We start from the raw sequence: 19,221 nt of genomic DNA, 5'->3' as shown, positions 1-19,221 counted from the left end.
TCTCACCCTCAGGCTCCTACGGGCGGCGGCGCGGCGCCGGAGGAGGAAGTCCCGCCCGGCAGGGCCGTTGCCGGCGCGTTCTTCCAGCCGCTGCGGCACGTGCTGCAACGCGCCGTCGACCGCCTCCTGTACGGCAGCGTCGGCGACCCCGCCGTGCTGGCCGAACGCCTGACCCAGGCCGTCCGGCGCGGCGACCCGGCCAAGGCGCTGACCTCCGTGGTCAGCGTGCTGCGCGACGGGCTCGCGGTCGAGGGCGTGGCCGTGGAGGTCGCCGACGGCGAGCCGCGTTACGTCGAGAGCGGCCGGGTGGGCGCGGAGCCCCGCCAGGTGCCGCTGGTGTGGCACGGCGAGCGCGTCGGCCGTCTGTTCGTCGGGCCGCCCGGCCCGCGCCGCTTCCCCGCCGCCCACAACGAGCGCGTGCTCACCACGCTCACGCCGTACGCCGCCGACGTGGCGCACGCCGTGCGCATGGCCGCCGACCTGCAGCGTTCCAGGGAACGCATCCTGACGGCCAGGGAGGAGGAGCGCCGCCGCCTGCGCCGCGACCTGCACGACGGGCTCGGCCAGACCCTCTCGGCCATGGCCATGACCATCAACATGGCCAGGATGAGCCTGAAGAAGTCCCCCGACGCCGCCGACGAGCTGCTGCGCGAGCTGCACACCGGCATGGGCGCGGTCACCGACGACATCCGCGAGCTGGTGTACGGCCTGCGCCCGCCCGCGCTCGACGACCTCGGCCTGGCCAGAGCCGTCCGCGAGCTGGCCGGCCAGTCCTCCCCGGACACCGAGATCGAGGTGGAGGTCGAGGGCAGCATGACCGACCTGCCCGCCGCCGTCGAGGTGGCCGTCTACCGGATCGTCCAGGAGGCGCTGACCAACATCCGCCGGCACGCCAGGGCCTCCCGCGCCCGCATCGTGCTCCAGCGGGACTCCGTGCTGCGCGTGCTGGTCGCCGACGACGGCCGCGGGCTGCCCGCCGCGTACAGCGCGGGGGTGGGCCTCGGCTCGATGCGGGAACGGGCGGCCGAGCTCGGCGGCATCTGCGTCGTCAACAGCGGGCCGGGAGCCGGGACGCGGGTCGAGGTCATGCTGCCCCTGGGCTCGGCCGCGAAGGAGCCGGTCAGGCCGCCGCGCGCGGGCCGCTGAACGCTGAGCGGTGCCAGGCAAAATTAACCGAGAGTAGTTTTGATCTCACCCTTGGTGTGGAACATGGTGAAGTATCACCTCATTCCTCACGGAGGACGTGCCTTGCCCCAGCACACACCCCGCCTGGTGATGTACTACCGGACCCACTGCGACGGCGGCCTCTACGTCTCCCCGCTGCCCCTGATCGAACGGCGTACCGGCCTCACCCACCTCGTCGTCGCCACCGTGGAGGTCGGCGCGGACGGCGACGTCCGCCTCAACGGCGCCCCGCCCGACTGCCCCGACCTGGCCCAGATGTGGGACGACGTGCAGGTCACCCAGGTGTACGGCGCCCGCGCCCTGGCCATGATCGACGGCCTCGACCGCCTCGACCACGACTTCGGCGCCTGTTACCCGCCGCTGCGCCGCCTGCTCGCCCGCCGCCGCCTCGACGGCGTGGACCTGCGCCTGACCGCGCCCATGTCGCCGCCCGGCCTCGCACGCCTGATCGACCGGCTGCGCGCCGACTTCGGCCCGGCCTTCCTGATCGCGCTCACCCCGTCCGCCGCAGTGGACCACGACCAGGTCTTCCACGACCGGGGCGCCGACCTCGCCTGGCTCAACCTGCCGATGTACGGCGGCTCGCGCAGCCTGGCCGACCCGTGCGACTACGACGCCGTGCTCGCCGGGGGAGTGGTGCCGGCGGGCCAGCTGGTGGCCGGGGCGGTCACCACCCCCGACAACGGGGGCGGCGGCTACGTCGAGATCGACCGCCTGGCCGCCACCGTCGCCGAGCTGCTGCACCGGCATCCCGGGATGGGCGGGGTGAGCGGCTGGGAGTACTACAACGCGCTGCCCGGCGGCACGGACGCCCCCTGGCAGTGGGCCGAACGCGTCGGCGCCGCCCTCAAACTGACCCGCAGGCCCTGACCTTCCGAGCCCCTTGGCGGGCCCGGTCAGCGTCGCCGGCGCTTCTGGGCGCCCGCCGTCTTGCCCGGCTTGCGGGGCTTCCTGGGCAGGCGCCCGCGCTCGCCCGGCGGCCGTACGTGCACCCCGCGCCACCGCTGCAACGCCACGCGCGCGGCCGAGGCCACCCGGGGCGCCGGATGGTGCTCGATGAGGAAGCGCAACATCGGCGTCGTGTAGGGGTGGTCGCTGCACGTCATCATGCCGAGCATGCTGAGCACGTCGTCGACGTCGAGGTTGCCGGAGAGCTGGAGTATCGACTCGGCCGGGCCGCCGATCTCCATCGCGGCCACGGTCATGTCGGCGTACACCCAGGCCACGTCGACGGGCGCGGGCGGGACGTCGTGGTCCTCCTTCTCCCGGGCCCGGATGAGCGCCCCCAGCCGGGGCACCTCGCGCAACGCGGCGGCGATCTCCTGACCGGGCCGGCCGAGGTCCTCCAGCAACACGGTCAGGCCGACGGCCCGGCTCAGCGGACTGACGTCGAGCAGGACGTCGGCGATCTCCTCGGCGGCCCGCGCCGGATCCCGCCCGCCCAGCCAGACGCGCACCTCCTCGGCGCGTTCGTCGTCGTCGTAGGTGCGCAGGGCCCGCAGCAGCGTGGGGGCGTCGGCGCCGGCCGTGCCGCCGTGGACCGGGATGTCCTGGCCGATGAGGGTCTTGAAGAGGTCGAGCGCGCTCCAGGTGCCGAGCGGGGTCAGCGACACCGACGAGCCCTCGCGCCGGATCAGCCGCAACCAGGCCAGCTCGTCGGCCGCCTCGTCGGTCAGCTCGGGGATCTCCGCCACCGGCAGGGCGTCGCGGTGACTGAGCAGCATCAGCAGGGTGCTCGTGCCCGCGTCGAGCGCCGCGGCGTCGGCCTCGGGGGAGAACAGCGAGTAGAGGATGTCGCCCCACGTGTCCAGCACGTCGTCGGCCGGCCCGGACGTCAGGGTCTCTACCGCCGGGCCGGTCGTGGCGGTGCCGTCGCGCACGTCGATGAGCCGGCTGTCCTCGGCCACGCCCCAGAGCCGCCCCTGCTCGGGCCGCGCCGCCCCCTGCGCACCGGCGGCGGAGGCGAGGCGGAGCAGGTCGTGGACGACCGGCGTCGCCCGGACCACGGCCGCGAGGTCGTCGGCCGGGAGGAGGCGCACCGGCGGCTGGAGGGTCACGAGCGGCAGCAGGTCCGCTTGATGGAGGAAAGGGTCCACGATGGGTAAGGTTACTGTCTCATTGCGTGACGATGCCCGCTCTTTGCCTTCACGGGCGGCCGGAAAACCCCTCGGATTCTGTCGGTGGCCGGTGATACAAACGGGTCCGATGTCCGCCCACCCTCGGCCAAGGGGTCTCACCGTGACCAGCGGCAGTTCGGAGTTCTCCGTCGAAGGCCCGCGCTACGACCGGCGTGGGCCGGTCCGCTGGCTCTGGTCCCACGTGCGCCGCCATCCGCTCCCCCTGACGGGCTTCCTCGGCGGCTCGCTGGTGATGGTGGTGCTCAACGCGCTGGTCCCCCAGCTCACCGGCTCGGCCTTCGACGCGGTGCTGAGCGGCCGGGGCGCGTCCGCCGCCGCGCTCGGCCTGGTCGCCCTGGCGCTGCTGGCGGTGGTGTCGGCCCGCGGCCTGTTCGACCTCGTCGCCCGGCTGAGCAGCGAGATGCTGGCCAAGCGGCTCGAACGCGACGCCCGCGACGAGCTCTACGCCGGCCTGCTCGGCAAGAGCCAGACCTTCCACAACCGGCAGCGGGTCGGCGACCTGATGGCGCGCGCGGCCAACGACATCCGCCAGCTGTCCATCATGATCAGTCCGGGCGTCGACCTGATCGTCGACTCCGGGCTCACCGGCCTGGTGCCCCTGGTGTTCATCGCCGCGATCGACCCGCGGCTGCTGCTGGTGCCCGTGGTGTTCGGGGTGCTGTTCGGGTTCGCGCTGCGCCACTACATGGGGCAGCTCAACCCGGTGGCCACCCGCATGCGCGACGAGTTCGGCGACCTCAACGCCGGGCTGAGCCAGGCGGTGCGCGGCATCGAGGTCATCAAGGTGACCGCGCAGGAGGAGCAGGAGCGGCTGCGCTTCCGCGCCAACGCCCGGCGCTACCGCGACTCGTTCGTGCGCAACGGCCTCGTCCAGGCCCGCTACCTGCCCACGTTGCTGTTCGCGTGCGCCATGGCGGGGGCGTTGTGGCACGCCCTCCTCCTCCACGCCGCCGGCGCGATCACGATCGGCGACCTGGTGGCCTTCATGGGGCTGATGGGCATGCTCGGCTTCCCGACCCAGATCTCGATCTTCACGTTCTCGCTGGTGCAGATCGGCATCGTGTCCTCCCGCCGGATCCTCGACATCGTCAACGCCGAGACCGAGCTGGAGCAGCCGACCGCCGGCCACGTCGCGCCCATCGGGGGCGAGATCGTCTTCGACGACGTCACGTTCGGCTACGGCGAGGGCGAGCCCGTCCTGCGGGGGGTGACGTTCACCGTGCGGCCGGGGGAGACGGTGGCGATCGTCGGCGAGACCGGGGCGGGCAAGAGCTCGCTGACGAAGCTGGTGCCCCGCATCTACGACGTCACCTCGGGCCGGATCCTGGTCGACGGCGTCGACGTCCGCGAGTGGGACCTCGACTCGCTGCGCTCCCAGATCTCCACCATCGAGCAGGACGTCGTGCTGTTCTCGCGGTCCGTGGCCGAGAACATCGCCTTCGGCCTCGGCCAGCGGGCCGACCGCGCCGCCGTGGTCAAAGCGGCGGAAGACGCGCAGGCGGCCGAGTTCGTGGCCGAGCTCGACGACGGCTACGACACCGTCATCGGCGAGCGCGGCCTCACGCTGTCCGGCGGCCAGCGCCAGCGGCTGGCCATCGCGCGGGCGCTGCTGACCGACCCGGCCATCCTGATCCTCGACGACTCCACCAGCGCCATCGACTCCGCCACCGAAGACCGCATCCAGCAGGCCATCGAGCGCATCCAGGAAGGGCGCACGACCCTGCTGATCACCCACCGGCTCTCCCAGATCCGCTGGGCCGACAAGGTCCTGCTGCTGCGGCGCGGCGAGGTGGCCGCCTTCGGCACCCACGACGAGCTGATCGCCGGCAGCCCCCTCTACCGCCGCATCTTCTCCCACTACGACGAGGTCACGGCCGATCAGGGCGCGCTCGACGAGCAGGAAAGGGTCCACTGATGGGCTTCATCATGGACGGCCTCGACGCCGAGGACTACGACCGCACCTACTCCGACCGTGACCTGACGCGCCGGATCCTCGCCTACTTCCGCCCCAAGCTGGGCGCGATGTTCCTGGTGGCGGCCATGATCGTGCTGGTGTCGGCGGCGCAGGCGGCCCTGCCGCTGCTGGCCAGCCAGGGCGTCGACGCCATCCAGGCCGGCACGATCGCCGATGTGGGCCCGCTGCTGGCCGCCGGCATCCTGCTCGCCGGCGCGCTGAGCTGGGCCTTCAACTTCGTCCGCCAGTGGTACAGCGCGCGGGTGACCGGCGACGTCGTGCTGCGCCTGCGCGAAGACGCCTTCGACGCCGTGCTCGAACGCGACCTGTCGTTCTACGACGAGACCCCGTCGGGCCGCATCGTCAGCCGCGTCACCTCCGACACCGACGACTTCGCCACGGTCTCCACCCTGACGATGGACCTGATCAGCCAGGTGCTGATGGTGGGGTTCGTCACCGTCCTGCTGTTCCTGCGCAGCGTCGAGCTGGCGCTGCTGACCCTGCTGGTGGCGCCGGTCGTGATGGGCATGGCGCTGCTGTTCCGGCGGCTGGCCCGGTCCAGCACGCGGCGGGCCCAGCGGTCGCTGAGCCGGGTCAACGCCAACCTCCAGGAGACCATGGGCGGCATCGCCGTGGCCAAGAACTTCCGCCAGGAGCGGCAGGTCTACGACGAGTTCCGGCCGGTCAACGAGCAGAGCTACCGGGTGACGCTGCGCCAGGGCTTCGTCTTCTCGGCCATCTTCCCCCTGCTGTTCCTCGTGGCGGGGCTCGCGACGGTCGCGCTGGTCCAGCTCGGCGGCACCGCGGTGCTGGGCGGCGGCCTGTCGGCGGGCGACTGGTACCTGTTCCTGCAGGGCGTGTCGCTGTTCTGGATGCCGCTGACCTCCATCGCCGCCTTCTGGTCGCAGTTCCAGCAGGGCCTGTCGGCCTCCGAGCGGGTCTTCGCCCTGATCGACGCCCCGCCCCGGGTGGTGCAGACCGGCTCGGCCGACCCGGGCAGGCTGGCCGGGCGCATCGAGTTCGACGACGTCACCTTCGGCTACGACGCGGCCCACCCCGTGCTCCGCGGCTTCGACCTGGTCGTCGAGGCGGGCGAGACGGTCGCGCTGGTCGGCCACACCGGCGCCGGCAAGTCCACGCTGGGCAAGCTGATCACCCGCTTCTACGAGTTCCAGGAAGGCCGCCTGCTGATCGACGGCCACGACATCCGCTCGCTCGACCTCGGCGCGTACCGGCGGCAGATCGGCGCGGTGCCGCAGGCGCCGTTCCTGTTCAGCGGCACGGTCGCCGACAACATCCGCTATCCGCGTCCCGACGCGGGCGACGACGAGGTGCTGGCCGCGGCGGCCGCGGTCGGCGGCGGCGACTGGATCGAGGCCCTGCCCCACGGCCTGGCCACCGACGTGGGCGAGCACGGGCGGGCCCTGTCGATGGGCCAGCGGCAGCTCGTCGCGCTGGCCCGCCTGCTCATCCAGGACCCGGCGATCGTCGTCCTCGACGAGGCCACCGCGAGCGTCGACCCGCTGACCGAGGCCCAGATCCAGGAGGGGCTCGACGTGGTGCTGGCCGGCCGCACCTCGATCGTGATCGCCCACCGGCTGTCCACGATCGAGCACGTCGACCGCATCATCGTGCTCGACCACGGCCGGATCGTGGAGGAGGGCGACCACGCCTCGCTGCTGGCCCGCGGCGGCCGCTACTGCCAGGTCTACAACACCTACTTCCGCCACCAGTCGCCCGACTACCGGCCCGACAGCGGGTTCGTCGCCGTCGGCGAGACCTGACGGGCTCACATGACGAGCCGCTGCTGCCTGCTGCTGCGCCACTCCACCATCAGCACGGTCGCGTCGTCCTGGAGCCGTCCGTGCTGGTGCTCCAGGATGGCCTGCACCAGCCGGCGCAGCGTCTCGGGCGTCGACAGGCCGTCGGCCTCCTGCCGCAGGATGAAGTCGATGAAGCGCTCCAGGCCGAACAGCTCGCCGTCCGGGCTCTGCGCCTCGATGATCCCGTCGGTGTAGAACAGCAGCCGGTCGCCGGGCTGGAGCTGGTAGCGCAGCTCCCCGGTGTACGGCCGCAGCAGGAAGCCCATCGGCGGGTCGGGCTCGCTGGACAGCGTGGCCACCTGCTGGCCCTCGCGGATCACCAGCGGCGGATGGTGCCCCCGGTTCACCCACGTCAGCCAGCCGGTGCGCAGGTCGAGGCAGGCCAGGATGCCGGTGGCGAAGCGGCCGGTGAACTGCTCGGCGATGGCTGCGTCGATCGCCTGGCCCGTGTTGACGAGATCGGCGCCCTGCCGCCGGTTGTTCCGGCTGGCCCCGACGGCGATGGTCGCGGTCAGCCCCGCGGAGGTGTCGTGGCCCATCGCGTCGAAGATCGACACGTGCAGCGCCTCGCCGTCGATGGCGTAGTCGAAGGCGTCCCCGCCCACCTCGTACGCCGGTTCTAGCACGGCGCTGACCACCACGTCGTCATTGGCGAACGTCCCCGGCGGCAGCAGCTGCACCAGCACCTCGGCCGACAGCGTCATCGGCCGGGCGCGGATCAATCGCGAGTAGGAGTCGCTGTGCGGCCGCTTGCTGATCACCAGCAGCGCGACCAGCGACGCGAGCTGCTGGGCCCGCCACTCGGCGACCTCGTCGTCCAGCGGCACCGTCACGCCGAGCACGCCGACCCGCTCGGTGCCGTCCAGGAGCGGCAGCCACAGCCGCCGAGCCGTGTCGCCGGGCCCGCCCGGCACGTGGACGACCTCGGTGTTGCGGAAGGCGATCCCGGCGAGCGTGCCGTCGATCCGCAGGGCCGTCAGCGCCGCGCCGGACGGGTCCCGCTGCTCCGTGATCGGGATGAGCTGCTGCTGCTGCAGGTCGGTGACGTAGATCGCGGTCTCGGAGAAGCCCACCAGCGCGGCGTGCCCGGCGACCACGTGCGGCAGGTCCTCCATCGCGGTCAGATGGTTGGCGGACAGCATGCCGCCCAGCATCAGCTCCCCGCCACTCCGCCGCATCGGCACACCCTTCCTGAGGTCTGCCCCGGGACCTACCCATTCGAGGGGCGGTTTCTGCCCCGTCGACCGCCGCCGACATCTCCGTACGGACCGGGACGGCCTCACTCGGCGGCAGGCGGTCCTTCCGCGCGCTCCGCCGCCGGCGCCCGCCATCGCGCCGCGTCCTGGTACGCCTTCGTCACCGCGACGATCATGGCCGCCTGCGCGCCGGCCAGCGACAACCAGAGCATGCCCCCGCCTACGAAGAAGGGGATCACCAGCAGCGCGGCGACCGTGAACACCCATCCGCCGACCGATCCAGGAATCTTCAAAACCGGCTCTCCCACAGGTACCAGGGGCCTTCGAGGTGGGTGTAACCCGTGTGGGACTCCTCCGGCGGCGTGCCTCCGGGGCTCCAGGCGAAGCCGTACCGGTCGAACAGGCCGGTGTCGCTCACCAGGAACCGCGCTCCGCCCGGCAGCCGTTCGATCGACGTCAGCGGAAAGAGGCCCACCCACTGGTCTTCGCGCCTGACGGTCTTGGTGTCCGCGGCGACCGTCCGGGCGAACTGCTCCAGCCCCGACTCCGACAGCGCGAACCGGGCGCTGAACGGCGCCCCGGTGAGCACCAGCGCGGTCACGATCACGCCCATCACCGGCGCGGCCGCCCAGCGGGCCCAATGGCGGCGCAGCCCGGGACGTCCGTCGGAGCGCAGAAGCGCCACCGCGAACCGGGCCACCCAGACGACCACGGTGCCGACGGCGAGCGCGAGCCCCGCCAGCAGCAGTGTGAACGACCCTCCGCCCGGCACGCTCGTGTAGTTGAGCACGATCAGCCCTGCCACGGCGACCAGCGGAAGCAGCACCTTGCCTGGCGGGCCGACCAGGGCCCGGGTGAGCGCCGGTAAGGGAGGTCGCTCGGCGACGTTTTCCGACATGCCAGAGAGTACCGCGATCATGTGACGCCGGCCCAGGGGGCGGGAAGGGTCGGCTACAGCAGCCGGGAACGGTCCAACGCCGCCCTCTTCCGCACCTCGGCCAGGAAGACCTCCGTGTGACGGTGGTGGCGGCGCGGACGGCCCGGCTCCCGGCCGGGCGGGGTGTCGGCGTGCTGGGAGAAGGTCAGCCAGCAGCTGCGGATGCCGTAGAGGAGGTTCTCCAGCAGGTCGAGGGCCGGGCGGGCGGGGTTGAGCGGAGTGATGGGCAGGTAGACCGTGCTGGGGCCGAGGCCGAGCTCGGGATGGTCGGTGCGGGCCTGGGCGATCAGCTCCTCGGCCACGCCGATGCGGTGTTTGGCCTCGGTGACGCCGTAGAGGTGGCCCTCGGCGACGTGCAGCGCGTTGCGGATCATCGGCATGACCGCGGCCCTGGGCGAGCCGCCGCCGCTCATCGCGGAGATCACCTCGGTGAGGCTCTCCTGGGCGGGGGCCTTGATGTTGTCGACCTCGGAGATGGTCTGCATCGGATGCAGGCCGGTGTGCCGGGCGCTGATGGTGGCGGCGGCGTAGAGCCAGTGGGCCGCCGCGATCGCGGCCGCGGTGGGGTCGATCTTGGTGAACAGCGCCTCCGTGCCGAACGGATGCTGGTGCAGCAGGCTGTCGGCCTGGGCGACCTGGAGGGGTGAGGCGTCCTCGCGGCTGAGCATGACGGCCTGCTGGGCGCGCGCGGTCAGGTCGCCGAGCTCGGCGTTCTCGATGGCGGCCAGCTCGGCGGTGACGTCGGTGGCCACGCTGCCGGCCAGCGGCGCGTGGTTGATCGTGTGCAGCGTACGGCCGACGCGGTGGGCGACCTCCTCCACCCGCGTGGAGTAGAGGGTCAGCGCGCCGTTGGCCGGCCGGACGGGCGCCAGCAGGGCCGGGATGACCGAGGCGAATGCGTCGCGCTCGGCCTGCCGCTGCCAGCCGACGCTGTTGGGGCCGTGCTGGTCGGCGGCGCTCGACGGGTGGGTGTAGCAGCGCCAGCAGGCGTAGGACAGCTCCGTGAGGCTGGTGGCCAGGCGGAGCACGTCGGGGCTCGAAGGCACCTGTTCCGCCACGGTGGTGGCGATGTCGCCGATCCCCGTACCCCAGGTGGCGATGAGCGCGTGGCGTGAGTGGTCGACGGCGAACCGGGTCACGGAGGCTCCTTACAACGGGGGGTGGGGGAGCGTGATGACATGCTCAGGATGCTTGATCCGGCGTGGTCGCGGAGGGGAATTCGCATGGTTGCCGGTCCCTGATCTGCGGATTTGCCGTGATATGCGCCAGAAGATTTTTCCAGCGGACGGGCCGGTTCCCACACCCCTGACACGGGCCGGTACGGGCCCGTGGCCGGGGCGGGCGCGCCGGTGCCGCGGGCCGGTGCCGCGCGCCGGTACGCGCCCGTCTCGGCGGGCCGCCGTCTCCGCCCTCGTTCCTCCGGCCTGGCCCTGTTTCGGTCCGTCACTTTCGGCGGCCAATATCCGCTGGCAGAAAAGAAACTTGGGCGCCGGTGTAATGGAACCTCACCCGGCGAAATCAAGATCATCCCCACGCGGGCGGCTGATGTGCCACCGTTTTCGTCATCCCCGGGGCGCCCGCCCGCTCGTCCGGCGCAGGCCCCTGTCCAGCTGCGCGAAGGCAGGAATGTGTGGACCTAGAGACACGGATACTCAAGTTGCTGTTGCGCCTGCGGAAGCTCAAGGCAGGCAGGCCCGCCGGCGACCTCACGGCGACCACCGCCGGCATCACCCGGATGCAGGCCGACATCGCCGACATCCGGACGGAGATGCGACAGGACTTCGCCGCGCTCGGCGACGAGCTGGCGGCCCTGCGCCGCCACATGAACGACCACTTCACGTCGAGCAGGCCGCGCTGCTGCAAGGACCCGGAGCCGGGCTGCACGCAGGGGACGCAGGCGTACGGCCCGGACCCGATCAACAACTGACCTGCCAGGCCAGGCTCGGCCTGAGGCCGCCACCCGGCGCCGGGCCGAGCCCTCCGCGGACCCGCACCCGTTGCTTGCCGGCGGTCGTGTCGGGTATACACGGGTTGCCACCATGTGCTTACAGCAAGTGGGACCCGGCCGCCCTCCACCACTGGGCCGGTTCCCTACCGACTACCGGCAAAGGTAGGAGTAAGTGGATGTAGAGGCGGAGATCCTGGACATCAGGCTTCGGGTCCAGGCGCTGGAGGCGACACTGTGCGCCGAGGCCGACTGCTCCGAGGCGGTGCTCGGCATCGCCGAGATGCGGGCCGACCTCGCCGAGACCCGGAGCCAGTCGGGCCAGGACGTCACGGCCCTGACCGACGAGCTGCTCGGCCTGCGCGGGCAGACCGACGAGCACTTCCAGGCGATCCGGTCGAAGATCCGCCGGCGGCTCGACCTGCTGCGCTGCGAGACCCTCGATCTGGCCATCCGGCTCGACCACCTGCTGGAGAAGGGCGACTCCTAGCGGGCGCGCCCCGCCGCGGGTCAGGTGGCGGCGTGGGCCTGGCGGGTCCAGGCGGACAGCAGGCGGAGAGCGGTCTGGGAGGGGGAGCCCTCCTCGGTGGTGTGGGCGATCAACGCCTGGTCGGGGTCGTCGGGCAGGCGGAGGGTCTCGAAGCCGAGGTCGAGCCTGCCGACCACCGGGTGCAGGTAGACGTAGCGTCCGTGGGTCTTGTCCTTGAGCCGGTGTTCGGCCCAGAGCTCGCGGAACTCCGGGCTGGCCGCCGACAGCTCCTCGACCAGCTCCGACGTCCGGGTGTCCGCAGGATGGCGGCCGGCGTCGAGGCGCAGGTAGGCGGCCACGTCGGCGGCCTTGGCGGGCCAGTCGGCGTACAGGTCGCGCGTGCCCTCGTCGAGGAACACCAGGCGGGCCAGGTTGCGCTGCCGGGGCGGCAGCGCGCCGAAGTCGGTGATCAGCGCCGCCGCGAGGTGGTTCCAGGCCAGTACGTCGGTGTTGCGCCCGACGACGTAGGCCGGCACGTCGGCCGACGCGTCCAGCAGCCGCTGAAGGCCGGGCCGGACGCGTTGCAGCGGCGGCGCGGCCTGCGCGCGGTCGCCGTCGTTCCAGGGGCGGGCCAGGCGGTGCAGGTGCGCGCGCTCGACGTCGTCCAGGCGCAGGGCGCGGGCGACGGCGTCCAGGACCGCTTCGGAGAAGTGCAGGGTACGGCCCTGCTCCAGCCGGACGTAGTGGTCCACGCTCACCCCGGCGAGCTGGGCCAGCTCCTCCCTGCGCAGGCCGGGCACGCGTCTGCGGCTGCCGTACTCGGGCAGGCCGAGCTCCTCAGGACGCAGCCGGGCGCGGCGGGATCGGAGGAATTCGCCCAGTTCTGCGCGTCTGTCCAGTGCCATGGGACCAGTATCGCCGTCCGGCGTCGTCGCGAGCCTGGTCATGCCGTGCCTAGGCAGCGGCGGGCACTGGGTGGGCCGCGGGCGGCGCGCCAGAGTGAGCTGCACCGGACGTCCACAAGGGATGCCCGGTCACCCACAGGGAGCAACGCGACATGAGCACCACCCACCTGCCCACCCGTCCTCTGGGCGCCACCGGCATGGACGTCACCCGCCTCGGCTTCGGCTCCTGGGCGGTGTCGGGGGCCGGCTGGAAGTTCGGCTGGGGCGCGACCGACGACGCCGAGTCGATCGCGGCGATCCGGCACGCCGTCGCCGGCGGCGTCAACTGGATCGACACCGCGGCCGTGTACGGGCTCGGCCACTCCGAGGAGCTGGTCGGCAAGGCCATCGCCGACCTGCCCGAGGCCGACCGCCCGTACGTCTTCACCAAAGTGGGCCTGGTCTGGGACCCCGACGACCCGCAGGCCGCCCCGCGCCGGATCATGAAGCCGGCCAGCGTCCGGCGCGAGCTGGAGGACTCGCTGCGCCGCCTGAACGTCGAGCGCGTCGACCTGTACCAGGTGCACTACCCCGACACCGGCGAGTCGCTGGAGTACGCCGGCGGCGGCTTCGGCGCGGTGTCGCCCAACGCCACGCCGCTGGAGGAGTACTGGCAGGTCATGGCCGACCTGAAGGCCGAGGGCAAGGTCCGCGCGATCGGCCTGTCCAACCACTCGCCGCAGGAGCTGGCGGCCGCGGAGCGCATCGCGCACGTGGACGTCATCCAGCCGCCGTTCTCGGCGATCAACCGGTCGGCGGCGGCCGAGATCGCGTGGGCGCACGCCCACGGCACGGGCGTGATCGCGTACTCGCCGCTGCAGTCGGGCCTGCTCACCGGGACGTTCTCGGCCGAGCGCGTCGCGAGCCTGCCCGACGGCGACTGGCGCACCGCCCACCACGACTTCACCACGGGCCTCGCGGCCAACCTGCGGCTGGCGGAGGCGCTGCGCCCGGTCGCCGCCCGGCACGGCGTCGGCGTCGCCGAGGTGGCCATCGCGTGGGTCCTGGCCTGGCCGGGCGTCACCGGGGCCATCGTCGGCGCCCGCCGGCCCGAGCAGGTGGACGGCTGGATCGGCGCCGGCGCGGTGGACCTGACGCCGGCCGACCTGGCGGAGATCGCCGCCGCGATCACTGCCTCCGGCGTCGGCGCCGGTCCCGCCCGGCCCCTCGCGTGAGGACGGCGCCGGAGATGTCCCTCATCGTGCTGGCCCAGTACGTGGCCGCGGCCGGCCAGGAGGACCGGCTGCGGACCGCGCTCGAAGCGATGATCGAGCCGTCCCTGGACGAGCCCGGCTGCTTGGCCTACCGCGCCTACGGCGACCCGAACCATCCGGCGAGCATGGTGGTGATCGAGGAGTGGGCGGGCGCCGGGGCGCGGGCGCGGCACCTGACCACTCCGCATCACCGCCATGCGGCGCAGGTGCTGGCGCTCGTCCTGGCCGAGCCGATGGTCGTGCGCACGCTCGTGACCGCCTAGCTCTACCCGAGTGTCCGCAGGAGGCCGATGCGGGGGACCGGTCGGCGAACGGCTGAGGAATCGGTCCTGCCGTATGGGTTGCGGCCCGACCCCGGCGCGTCCGGAGGTCCCGGCCATTTGTGTGTCCTTCTTTATGGCAGTTTTCGGTGCGATTGCTGAGTATGAGGGGCATGGAGCGCGTGCCGCAGGAGGACGGTGCGGCCGGGGCTCGGGAAGCCGGGCGGGCCAGGGCCGGAAGGGTTCGGCGGGTTGCCGCCGGGGGCGGGGTGCTGGTCGTCGTGGCGGTGCTGGCGTACTGGCTGGGCGGCGGCGGCAGCGGCGGGACGGCCGCAGGAGGGCCGGCCGCCACGCCGACGCCCACCGCGACGCTCACGGTGCCGGACGTCTTCCGCAGGGTCGGGCCGTCGGTCGTGGTCATCCAGGCGGGCAAGTCGCTCGGCACGGGCGTGATCGCGGCCGAGGACGGGACGATCCTGACGGCCCATCACGTGATCAAAGCCACGAAGGACATCAACCTCACGTTCGCCGACGGGACCAGGGCGAAGGCCGTCGTCGCCGCCGCGAATCCCCAAAGGGACGTCGCCGTGCTCAAGCCGGTGAAGCTGCCGGAGATCGTCGTGCCCGCGACGCTCGGCGGCGATGTGGCCGTCGGGGCGCCGGTCGTGGCGATCGGCAATCCGCTGGGCCTGACCTACAGCGTCTCCACCGGGGTGGTGTCGGGCCTCGACCGGACCACCGGCCGGACCGGCAAGGACGCCGGCCTGAAAGGGCTGATCCAGTTCGACGCCTCCGTCAACCCGGGCAGCTCCGGCGGCCCCCTGCTGGACGCCCGTGGGCTGGTCGTCGGGATCGTCGTCTCGATCGCCGACCCCGGGGGCGACGACGCGTTCGCCGGCATCGCGTTCGCGGTGCCGATCGGCGCGGCCCTGGGCGGCGACGACGGCGACGGCCCACCAGGCGACGGACCCCAGCTCTGACCGCCACCGCCCATAGCGCCCACAGAAGGGACATCATGCCCCCGGCCCAGGCTCATCCGCTCGAACAGGTCCTCTTCGAGGTCAAACGCACCATCGTCGGCCAGGACGTCCTGCTCGAACGCATGGCCGTCGCGCTGATCGCCGACGGTCACCTGCTGGTGGAAGGCGTGCCGGGCCTGGCCAAGACCCTGGCCGTCCGGTCGCTGGCCGCGGCGATCACCGGCGGCTTCCAGCGCGTGCAGTTCACCCCCGACCTGGTCCCCGCCGACCTCGTCGGCACGCGGGTCTACCACCAGCACTCCGGCGAGTTCCGGACGGAGCTCGGCCCGGTGTTCACGAACCTGCTGCTCGCCGACGAGATCAACCGCGCCCCCGCCAAGGTGCAGAGCGCCCTGCTGGAGGTGATGCAGGAGCACCAGGTGACGATCGGCCGCGAGACGTTCCGGGTGCCGGAGCCGTTCCTGGTGATGGCGACGGAGAACCCGATCGAGTCGGAGGGCACGTACCCGCTGCCCGAGGCGCAGGTGGACCGGTTCATGATGAAGGTCGTCGTCGGCTATCCCGCCCAGAACGAGGAGCAGGCGATCGTCGAACGCGCGCTGCGTCCGCCGGACCCGCCGCAGCCGACGGTCACGACCGCCGAGCTGATGGAGATGCGGGCCCGCGCCCGGCAGGTGTACGTCGATCCGTCGATCGTCGACTACGCCGTACGCGTGGTCGCCGTGACCCGGTCGCCGGGCACGGCCGGGCTGGGGGAGCTGGAGCGGTACGTCACGTACGGGGCCAGCCCGCGCGCGTCCATCGCGCTCGTCACGGGCGCCCGCGCGCTGGCGTTCCTGCGCGGCCGCGACTACGTCCTGCCGGACGACCTGTCCGAACTCGCGCTCGACGTGCTGCGCCACCGGCTCGTGCTGTCCTACGAGGCCCTGGCGGACGACGTCGACGCCGACACGATCATCAGCAGGGTGCTCGGGGCCGTCCGGACGCCCGACGTCGTCCTGCGGAACCGCTGAGCCGTCATGGCCACCGCCCCCGAGAGACTCCTGCTCCGCCTGGAGTGGAAGGTCGTCCGCAGGCTGGACGGCCGCCTCCAGGGCGCCCACCGCACCGCGCACCGCGGCTCCGGCGTCGACTTCACCGGCCTGCGCCGCTACGCCGACGGCGACGACGCCCGGCACATCGACTGGAACGTCACCGCCCGCCTGGACGAGCCCCATCTGCGCGTGTTCACCGAGGACCGCGAGCTGACGGTATGGCTGGTGCTCGACCGGTCGGCCTCGATGACGGCCGGGCGGCCGGGCCGCGGCAAGCACGACGTCCTGGCCGAGCTGGCGCTCGTCCTCGCCCGGCTGTTCGGGCGGGGCGGCGACCGGGTCGGGGCGCTGCTGTTCGACACCGGGGTGGCGCGGGTCGTGCCGCCGGGCACGTCCCGGCGGCACGCGCTGCGGATCGGCGCCGAGCTGGAGCGCACCGCAGGCCCGCGCGCCGGCGCCACCACCGACCTGGCCCTCATGCTCGACGCGGCCGGACGGCTGGCGCGCCGCCGCGCGCTCGTCGTCGTCCTGTCGGACTTCATCGGCGAGGGCGACTGGGAACGCTCGCTCCAGCGCCTGGCCCGGCGGCACGAGGTCGTCGCCCTGCGCATCGTGGACGCGGCCGACGACGCGCTGCCCGAGGCCGGGCTGATCGTGGTCGAGGACGCCGAGACCGGCGAGCAGCTCGTCGTCGACTCCGCCGACCCGCTGCTGCGGGCCCGCTTCCGCGAGGCCGTGGACGCCCGCGACGCCCGGCTCGCGGCGGGCATGCGCCGGGCGGGGGTGCCGGTCCACCGCGTCGCCACCGACCGCGACCTGACCGACACGCTCGTCGAGCTCGCCGCCCGCACGGGGGAGCGGTGGCCATGACACTGTCGTCCCCGTTGTTGCTGGCCGCCGGGCTGCTCGTCACGGCGGCGCTGGCCTGGGCGGCCGTCGTCTCGGCCCGCCGCCGGAGGTCGGCGCTGGCCGCGGCCGGGGTCGCCGGGCCGGGCGGGCGCGGCGCGTACCTCGGGACCGGCCTGACGATCGCCGGGGTCGGCGTGCTCGCGGTCGCCGCCGCGGGACCGGCGGCGATGGTGCCGGTGCCGCGCACGGCGGGCACCGTCATCCTCGCCGTCGACGTCTCCAACAGCATGGGCGCCGGCGACGTCGCGCCGACCAGGCTGGCCGCCGCGCAGCGGGCGGCCCGCGCGTTCGTGGCGGCGCAGCCCGACAGCGTGGACATCGGGGTCGTCGCGTTCGAGCGCGGCGCGCTCACCACCGCGCGGCCCGACGCGGACCATTCCGTCGCGCTCAGGGCCATCGACCGGCTGAGGATCACCGGCGGCACCTCGCTCGGGGCGGCCATCACGGCCTCGCTGACGGCCATCACCGGCCGGCAGGTGGTCATCGGCCGCGACGGGCCGCCGCCCGACCTCGGCTACTGGCCGTCGGCCACGATCGTGATGTTCTCCGACGGCCAGAACCAGGGCGGCGACGAGGACGAGCACGAGCACCCCGGCCGCGTAGAAGCCCGCCGCGTAGGCGAGCGCGAGCCGCGTCTGCAGGGATCTTCCGGCGAGCGTCATGACGGTCCGATGCGGTAGCCGCCTTCGCGGACGGTCTCGATCACGGGCGGGTCGCCGAGTTTGGCCCGTAACCGGTGCATGGTGTGCTTGACGGCGCTGCTGAAGGGGTCGGCGGCCTCGTCCCAGACGCGCTCCAGCAGTTCCTCGGCGGAGATGACCAGGCCGGGCACGGCGAGCAGGCATTCGAGCAGGGCGAACTCCCTGGGGCTCAGCTCAAGGCGGCGCCCGGCCCGGAACGCGGTACGGCGGGCCGGATCGAGGGTGATGTCCCCGCACGCCAGGGTCGGCGGGAGCGGCGGGGTGGCGCGCCGGCCCAGGGCGCGGACGCGGGCGACCAGTTCGGCGAACGCGAACGGCTTGGGCAGGTAGTCGTCGGCGCCGAGGCTCAGCCCGTCGACGCGGTCCTCGATCGTGCCGGAGGCGGTGAGCATCAGGACGCGGGTCGCGCAGCGGCTGCCGGCGAGTCGCCGGCAGATCTCGTCGCCGTGGACGCCGGGCAGGTCGCGGTCGAGGATCACCACGTCGTACCGGGTGGCGGCCAGCCGGTCGAGGGCGGCGCTGCCGTCCAGGACGACGTCGACGGCCATGCCCTCGCGGCGCAGCCCGGTTCCGACGGAGCGGGCGAGGACCTCGAAGTCCTCGACGACGAGCACCCTCACCGCCCGGCACCGCCGCTGGCCGTGCGGGGAGGGCGGGCGTGGCGGCCGAACCGGCCGCCGGGACGAGAAGCCATGGGCCAACGATGCCAGATCCCCGGTCGCAGTCAGGTCGCGGCGGCCGCGACCCGGCTGGGACCGGGTGCCGCGTACAACCGTCGCCATGAATTCATCCATGCCTCACCGAGCCGGCCGGTCGTCCGGGCGGGACGGCTTCCTCCGGATGCTGCGCGCGGAGTGGGCCGGGTTCCGTTCCGCGCGGGGCCGGATGCTCGCCGTGGCGGCCTCCGTGCTGGTGACCGTGTCGATCGGACTGCTGGTCGCCGGAGGCGTCCGCACCACCTGCGTGACGGGGAAGGGCGAGGGGCCCTGTCCCGCGCCGCTGGTGGGCCCCGACGGCACGGCGGTAAAGGACAAGTACTACTTCGTGCACCAGCCGCTCAAGGGGAACGGCAGCATCACCGCCCGCGTGTCGGACATGACCGGGCAGATCCGGCTGCCGGACGCCGTACCGGGCGTGCGCAACGTCAAGGAGGGGGTGGTGCCGTGGGCGAAGGCCGGCCTCCTGGTCAGGCCGAGCCTCAAGCAGGGCACGCCGTACGCCGCCGTCATGCTCACCGGAGATCATGGGGTGCGGATGCAGTACAACTACGTCCACGACGTGGCCGGCGGCCCGCACAACGGCCCGCAGTGGCTACGGCTGACCCGGTCCGGCGACACCGTCACCGGCCAGGAGTCGGACGACGGCAAGGCATGGACCGACGTGGGCACGGTCAGGTTGGCCGGGCTGCCGGAGACGGTCGAGATCGGGCTGTTCGCCACCTCGCCAGGCGCCGTGTGGGACATGGCGAGAGCCTTCGCCAACGCCACCGCCACCTTCGACCAGATCAAGCTGCAGGGGGCGGACGGTCCGTG

General features: G+C 73.0%; 19 protein-coding genes and 1 pseudogene. 13 read left to right on the top strand and 7 right to left on the bottom strand.

Annotated features, from left to right (window positions below):
* Both ACWCSD_RS26145 and ACWCSD_RS26140 read left to right on the top strand, forming a co-directional pair.
* A partial coding sequence (locus ACWCSD_RS26145) for a sensor histidine kinase (protein WP_449918629.1) occupies window positions 1-1,146 on the top strand: 1,146 nt, incomplete at its 5' end.
* 102 nt (window positions 1,147-1,248) lie between these two features.
* Window positions 1,249-2,055 carry a hypothetical protein gene (locus ACWCSD_RS26140; protein ID WP_449918627.1) on the top strand — a complete coding sequence of 269 codons (807 nt, stop codon included), beginning with the start codon at window positions 1,249-1,251 and terminating at the stop codon, window positions 2,053-2,055.
* A gap of 26 nt (window positions 2,056-2,081) precedes the next feature.
* On the opposite strand, the gene ACWCSD_RS26135 is transcribed toward ACWCSD_RS26140, so the two are convergent.
* On the bottom strand, window positions 2,082-3,281 hold the full coding sequence (locus ACWCSD_RS26135; RefSeq protein ID WP_397161619.1) for a hypothetical protein: 1,200 nt from the start codon (window positions 3,279-3,281) through the stop codon (window positions 2,082-2,084).
* A 142-nt stretch (window positions 3,282-3,423) separates the two neighbouring features.
* Between ACWCSD_RS26135 and ACWCSD_RS26130 the strand changes: the two genes are divergently transcribed.
* Window positions 3,424-5,238 (top strand): ABC transporter ATP-binding protein, encoded by a 1,815-nt coding sequence (locus ACWCSD_RS26130; protein WP_449918624.1) that lies wholly within the window; start codon window positions 3,424-3,426, stop codon window positions 5,236-5,238.
* The gene (locus tag ACWCSD_RS26125; protein WP_449918622.1) at window positions 5,238-7,061 is read left to right on the top strand and encodes an ABC transporter ATP-binding protein; all 1,824 of its coding nucleotides are present in this window, start codon (window positions 5,238-5,240) and stop codon (window positions 7,059-7,061) included. Before ACWCSD_RS26130 ends, ACWCSD_RS26125 begins: the two co-directional genes overlap by 1 nt.
* A gap of 5 nt (window positions 7,062-7,066) precedes the next feature.
* Here the strand turns inward: ACWCSD_RS26125 and ACWCSD_RS26120 are convergent, their stop codons facing one another.
* From ACWCSD_RS26120 to ACWCSD_RS26105, 4 genes are all read right to left on the bottom strand, one after another.
* Window positions 7,067-8,278 (bottom strand): PP2C family protein-serine/threonine phosphatase, encoded by a 1,212-nt coding sequence (locus ACWCSD_RS26120; RefSeq protein ID WP_449918619.1) that lies wholly within the window; start codon window positions 8,276-8,278, stop codon window positions 7,067-7,069.
* 101 nt (window positions 8,279-8,379) lie between these two features.
* Window positions 8,380-8,589 (bottom strand): hypothetical protein, encoded by a 210-nt coding sequence (locus tag ACWCSD_RS26115; protein WP_397161615.1) that lies wholly within the window; start codon window positions 8,587-8,589, stop codon window positions 8,380-8,382.
* Window positions 8,586-9,194 carry a hypothetical protein gene (locus ACWCSD_RS26110; RefSeq protein WP_397161614.1) on the bottom strand — a complete coding sequence of 203 codons (609 nt, stop codon included), beginning with the start codon at window positions 9,192-9,194 and terminating at the stop codon, window positions 8,586-8,588. The genes ACWCSD_RS26115 and ACWCSD_RS26110 overlap by 4 nt, the downstream gene beginning before the upstream one ends.
* 53 nt (window positions 9,195-9,247) lie before the next feature.
* Window positions 9,248-10,372, bottom strand: a complete 1,125-nt coding sequence (locus ACWCSD_RS26105; RefSeq protein WP_358298887.1) for a hypothetical protein — start codon at window positions 10,370-10,372, stop codon at window positions 9,248-9,250.
* A gap of 491 nt (window positions 10,373-10,863) precedes the next feature.
* On the opposite strand from ACWCSD_RS26105, the gene ACWCSD_RS26100 reads away from it, so the two are divergent.
* The gene (locus tag ACWCSD_RS26100) at window positions 10,864-11,160 is read left to right on the top strand and encodes a hypothetical protein (protein ID WP_397161612.1); all 297 of its coding nucleotides are present in this window, start codon (window positions 10,864-10,866) and stop codon (window positions 11,158-11,160) included.
* Between the two features lie 193 nt (window positions 11,161-11,353).
* Window positions 11,354-11,668 carry a hypothetical protein gene (locus tag ACWCSD_RS26095; RefSeq protein ID WP_397161611.1) on the top strand — a complete coding sequence of 105 codons (315 nt, stop codon included), beginning with the start codon at window positions 11,354-11,356 and terminating at the stop codon, window positions 11,666-11,668.
* A gap of 20 nt (window positions 11,669-11,688) precedes the next feature.
* Here ACWCSD_RS26095 and ACWCSD_RS26090 read toward each other — a convergent pair whose 3' ends face one another.
* Complete coding sequence (locus ACWCSD_RS26090) at window positions 11,689-12,552, bottom strand: helix-turn-helix transcriptional regulator (RefSeq protein WP_449918614.1); 864 nt, start codon at window positions 12,550-12,552, stop codon at window positions 11,689-11,691.
* Between the two features lie 152 nt (window positions 12,553-12,704).
* On the opposite strand from ACWCSD_RS26090, the gene ACWCSD_RS26085 reads away from it, so the two are divergent.
* From ACWCSD_RS26085 to ACWCSD_RS26060, 6 genes are all read left to right on the top strand, one after another.
* Window positions 12,705-13,766: an aldo/keto reductase gene (locus tag ACWCSD_RS26085; RefSeq protein ID WP_449918611.1), complete on the top strand. Its 1,062-nt coding sequence runs from the start codon at window positions 12,705-12,707 to the stop codon at window positions 13,764-13,766.
* Between the two features lie 14 nt (window positions 13,767-13,780).
* Window positions 13,781-14,068, top strand: coding sequence for a putative quinol monooxygenase (locus tag ACWCSD_RS26080; RefSeq protein WP_358298897.1), 288 nt, complete (start codon window positions 13,781-13,783; stop codon window positions 14,066-14,068).
* A gap of 170 nt (window positions 14,069-14,238) precedes the next feature.
* A complete protein-coding gene (locus ACWCSD_RS26075; RefSeq protein WP_397161608.1) occupies window positions 14,239-15,045 on the top strand; it encodes a S1C family serine protease in 807 nt (268 codons plus the stop codon).
* A 35-nt stretch (window positions 15,046-15,080) separates the two neighbouring features.
* Entirely contained in the window at window positions 15,081-16,058 is a 978-nt protein-coding gene (locus ACWCSD_RS26070; protein ID WP_449918607.1) for an AAA family ATPase, read from the top strand.
* A gap of 6 nt (window positions 16,059-16,064) precedes the next feature.
* Window positions 16,065-16,949, top strand: a complete 885-nt coding sequence (locus tag ACWCSD_RS26065) for a DUF58 domain-containing protein (RefSeq protein WP_449918605.1) — start codon at window positions 16,065-16,067, stop codon at window positions 16,947-16,949.
* Window positions 16,946-17,668, top strand: coding sequence for a VWA domain-containing protein (locus ACWCSD_RS26060; RefSeq protein WP_449918602.1), 723 nt, complete (start codon window positions 16,946-16,948; stop codon window positions 17,666-17,668). Before ACWCSD_RS26065 ends, ACWCSD_RS26060 begins: the two co-directional genes overlap by 4 nt.
* Here the strand turns inward: ACWCSD_RS26060 and ACWCSD_RS26055 are convergent.
* A complete protein-coding gene (locus ACWCSD_RS26055) occupies window positions 17,647-18,309 on the bottom strand; it encodes a response regulator transcription factor (RefSeq protein WP_449918601.1) in 663 nt (220 codons plus the stop codon). The genes ACWCSD_RS26060 and ACWCSD_RS26055 overlap by 22 nt on opposite strands.
* 172 nt (window positions 18,310-18,481) lie before the next feature.
* Here ACWCSD_RS26055 and ACWCSD_RS26050 point away from each other — a divergent pair.
* Window positions 18,482-19,221, top strand: a pseudogene (locus tag ACWCSD_RS26050) (hypothetical protein); the annotation flags it as partial.

This window comes from Nonomuraea sp. NPDC001684, from assembly GCF_053596515.1.
Note: the sequence above shows the minus strand (reverse complement) of the source record. Positions and strands in the feature narration are given on the sequence as shown.

Bases quoted from the DNA above. Each gene is read 5' to 3' on its own strand.
- ACWCSD_RS26065 (WP_449918605.1), top strand. From the start codon at position 16,065: ATGGCCACCGCCCCCGAGAGACTCCTGCTCCGCCTGGAGTGGAAGGTC.
- ACWCSD_RS26125 (WP_449918622.1), top strand. From the start codon at position 5,238: ATGGGCTTCATCATGGACGGCCTCGACGCCGAGGACTACGACCGCACC.
- ACWCSD_RS26110 (WP_397161614.1), bottom strand. From the start codon at position 9,194: ATGTCGGAAAACGTCGCCGAGCGACCTCCCTTACCGGCGCTCACCCGG.
- ACWCSD_RS26075 (WP_397161608.1), top strand. From the start codon at position 14,239: ATGGAGCGCGTGCCGCAGGAGGACGGTGCGGCCGGGGCTCGGGAAGCC.
- ACWCSD_RS26070 (WP_449918607.1), top strand. From the start codon at position 15,081: ATGCCCCCGGCCCAGGCTCATCCGCTCGAACAGGTCCTCTTCGAGGTC.
- ACWCSD_RS26080 (WP_358298897.1), top strand. From the start codon at position 13,781: ATGTCCCTCATCGTGCTGGCCCAGTACGTGGCCGCGGCCGGCCAGGAG.
- ACWCSD_RS26090 (WP_449918614.1), bottom strand. From the start codon at position 12,552: ATGGCACTGGACAGACGCGCAGAACTGGGCGAATTCCTCCGATCCCGC.
- ACWCSD_RS26060 (WP_449918602.1), top strand. From the start codon at position 16,946: ATGACACTGTCGTCCCCGTTGTTGCTGGCCGCCGGGCTGCTCGTCACG.
- ACWCSD_RS26085 (WP_449918611.1), top strand. From the start codon at position 12,705: ATGAGCACCACCCACCTGCCCACCCGTCCTCTGGGCGCCACCGGCATG.
- ACWCSD_RS26120 (WP_449918619.1), bottom strand. From the start codon at position 8,278: ATGCGGCGGAGTGGCGGGGAGCTGATGCTGGGCGGCATGCTGTCCGCC.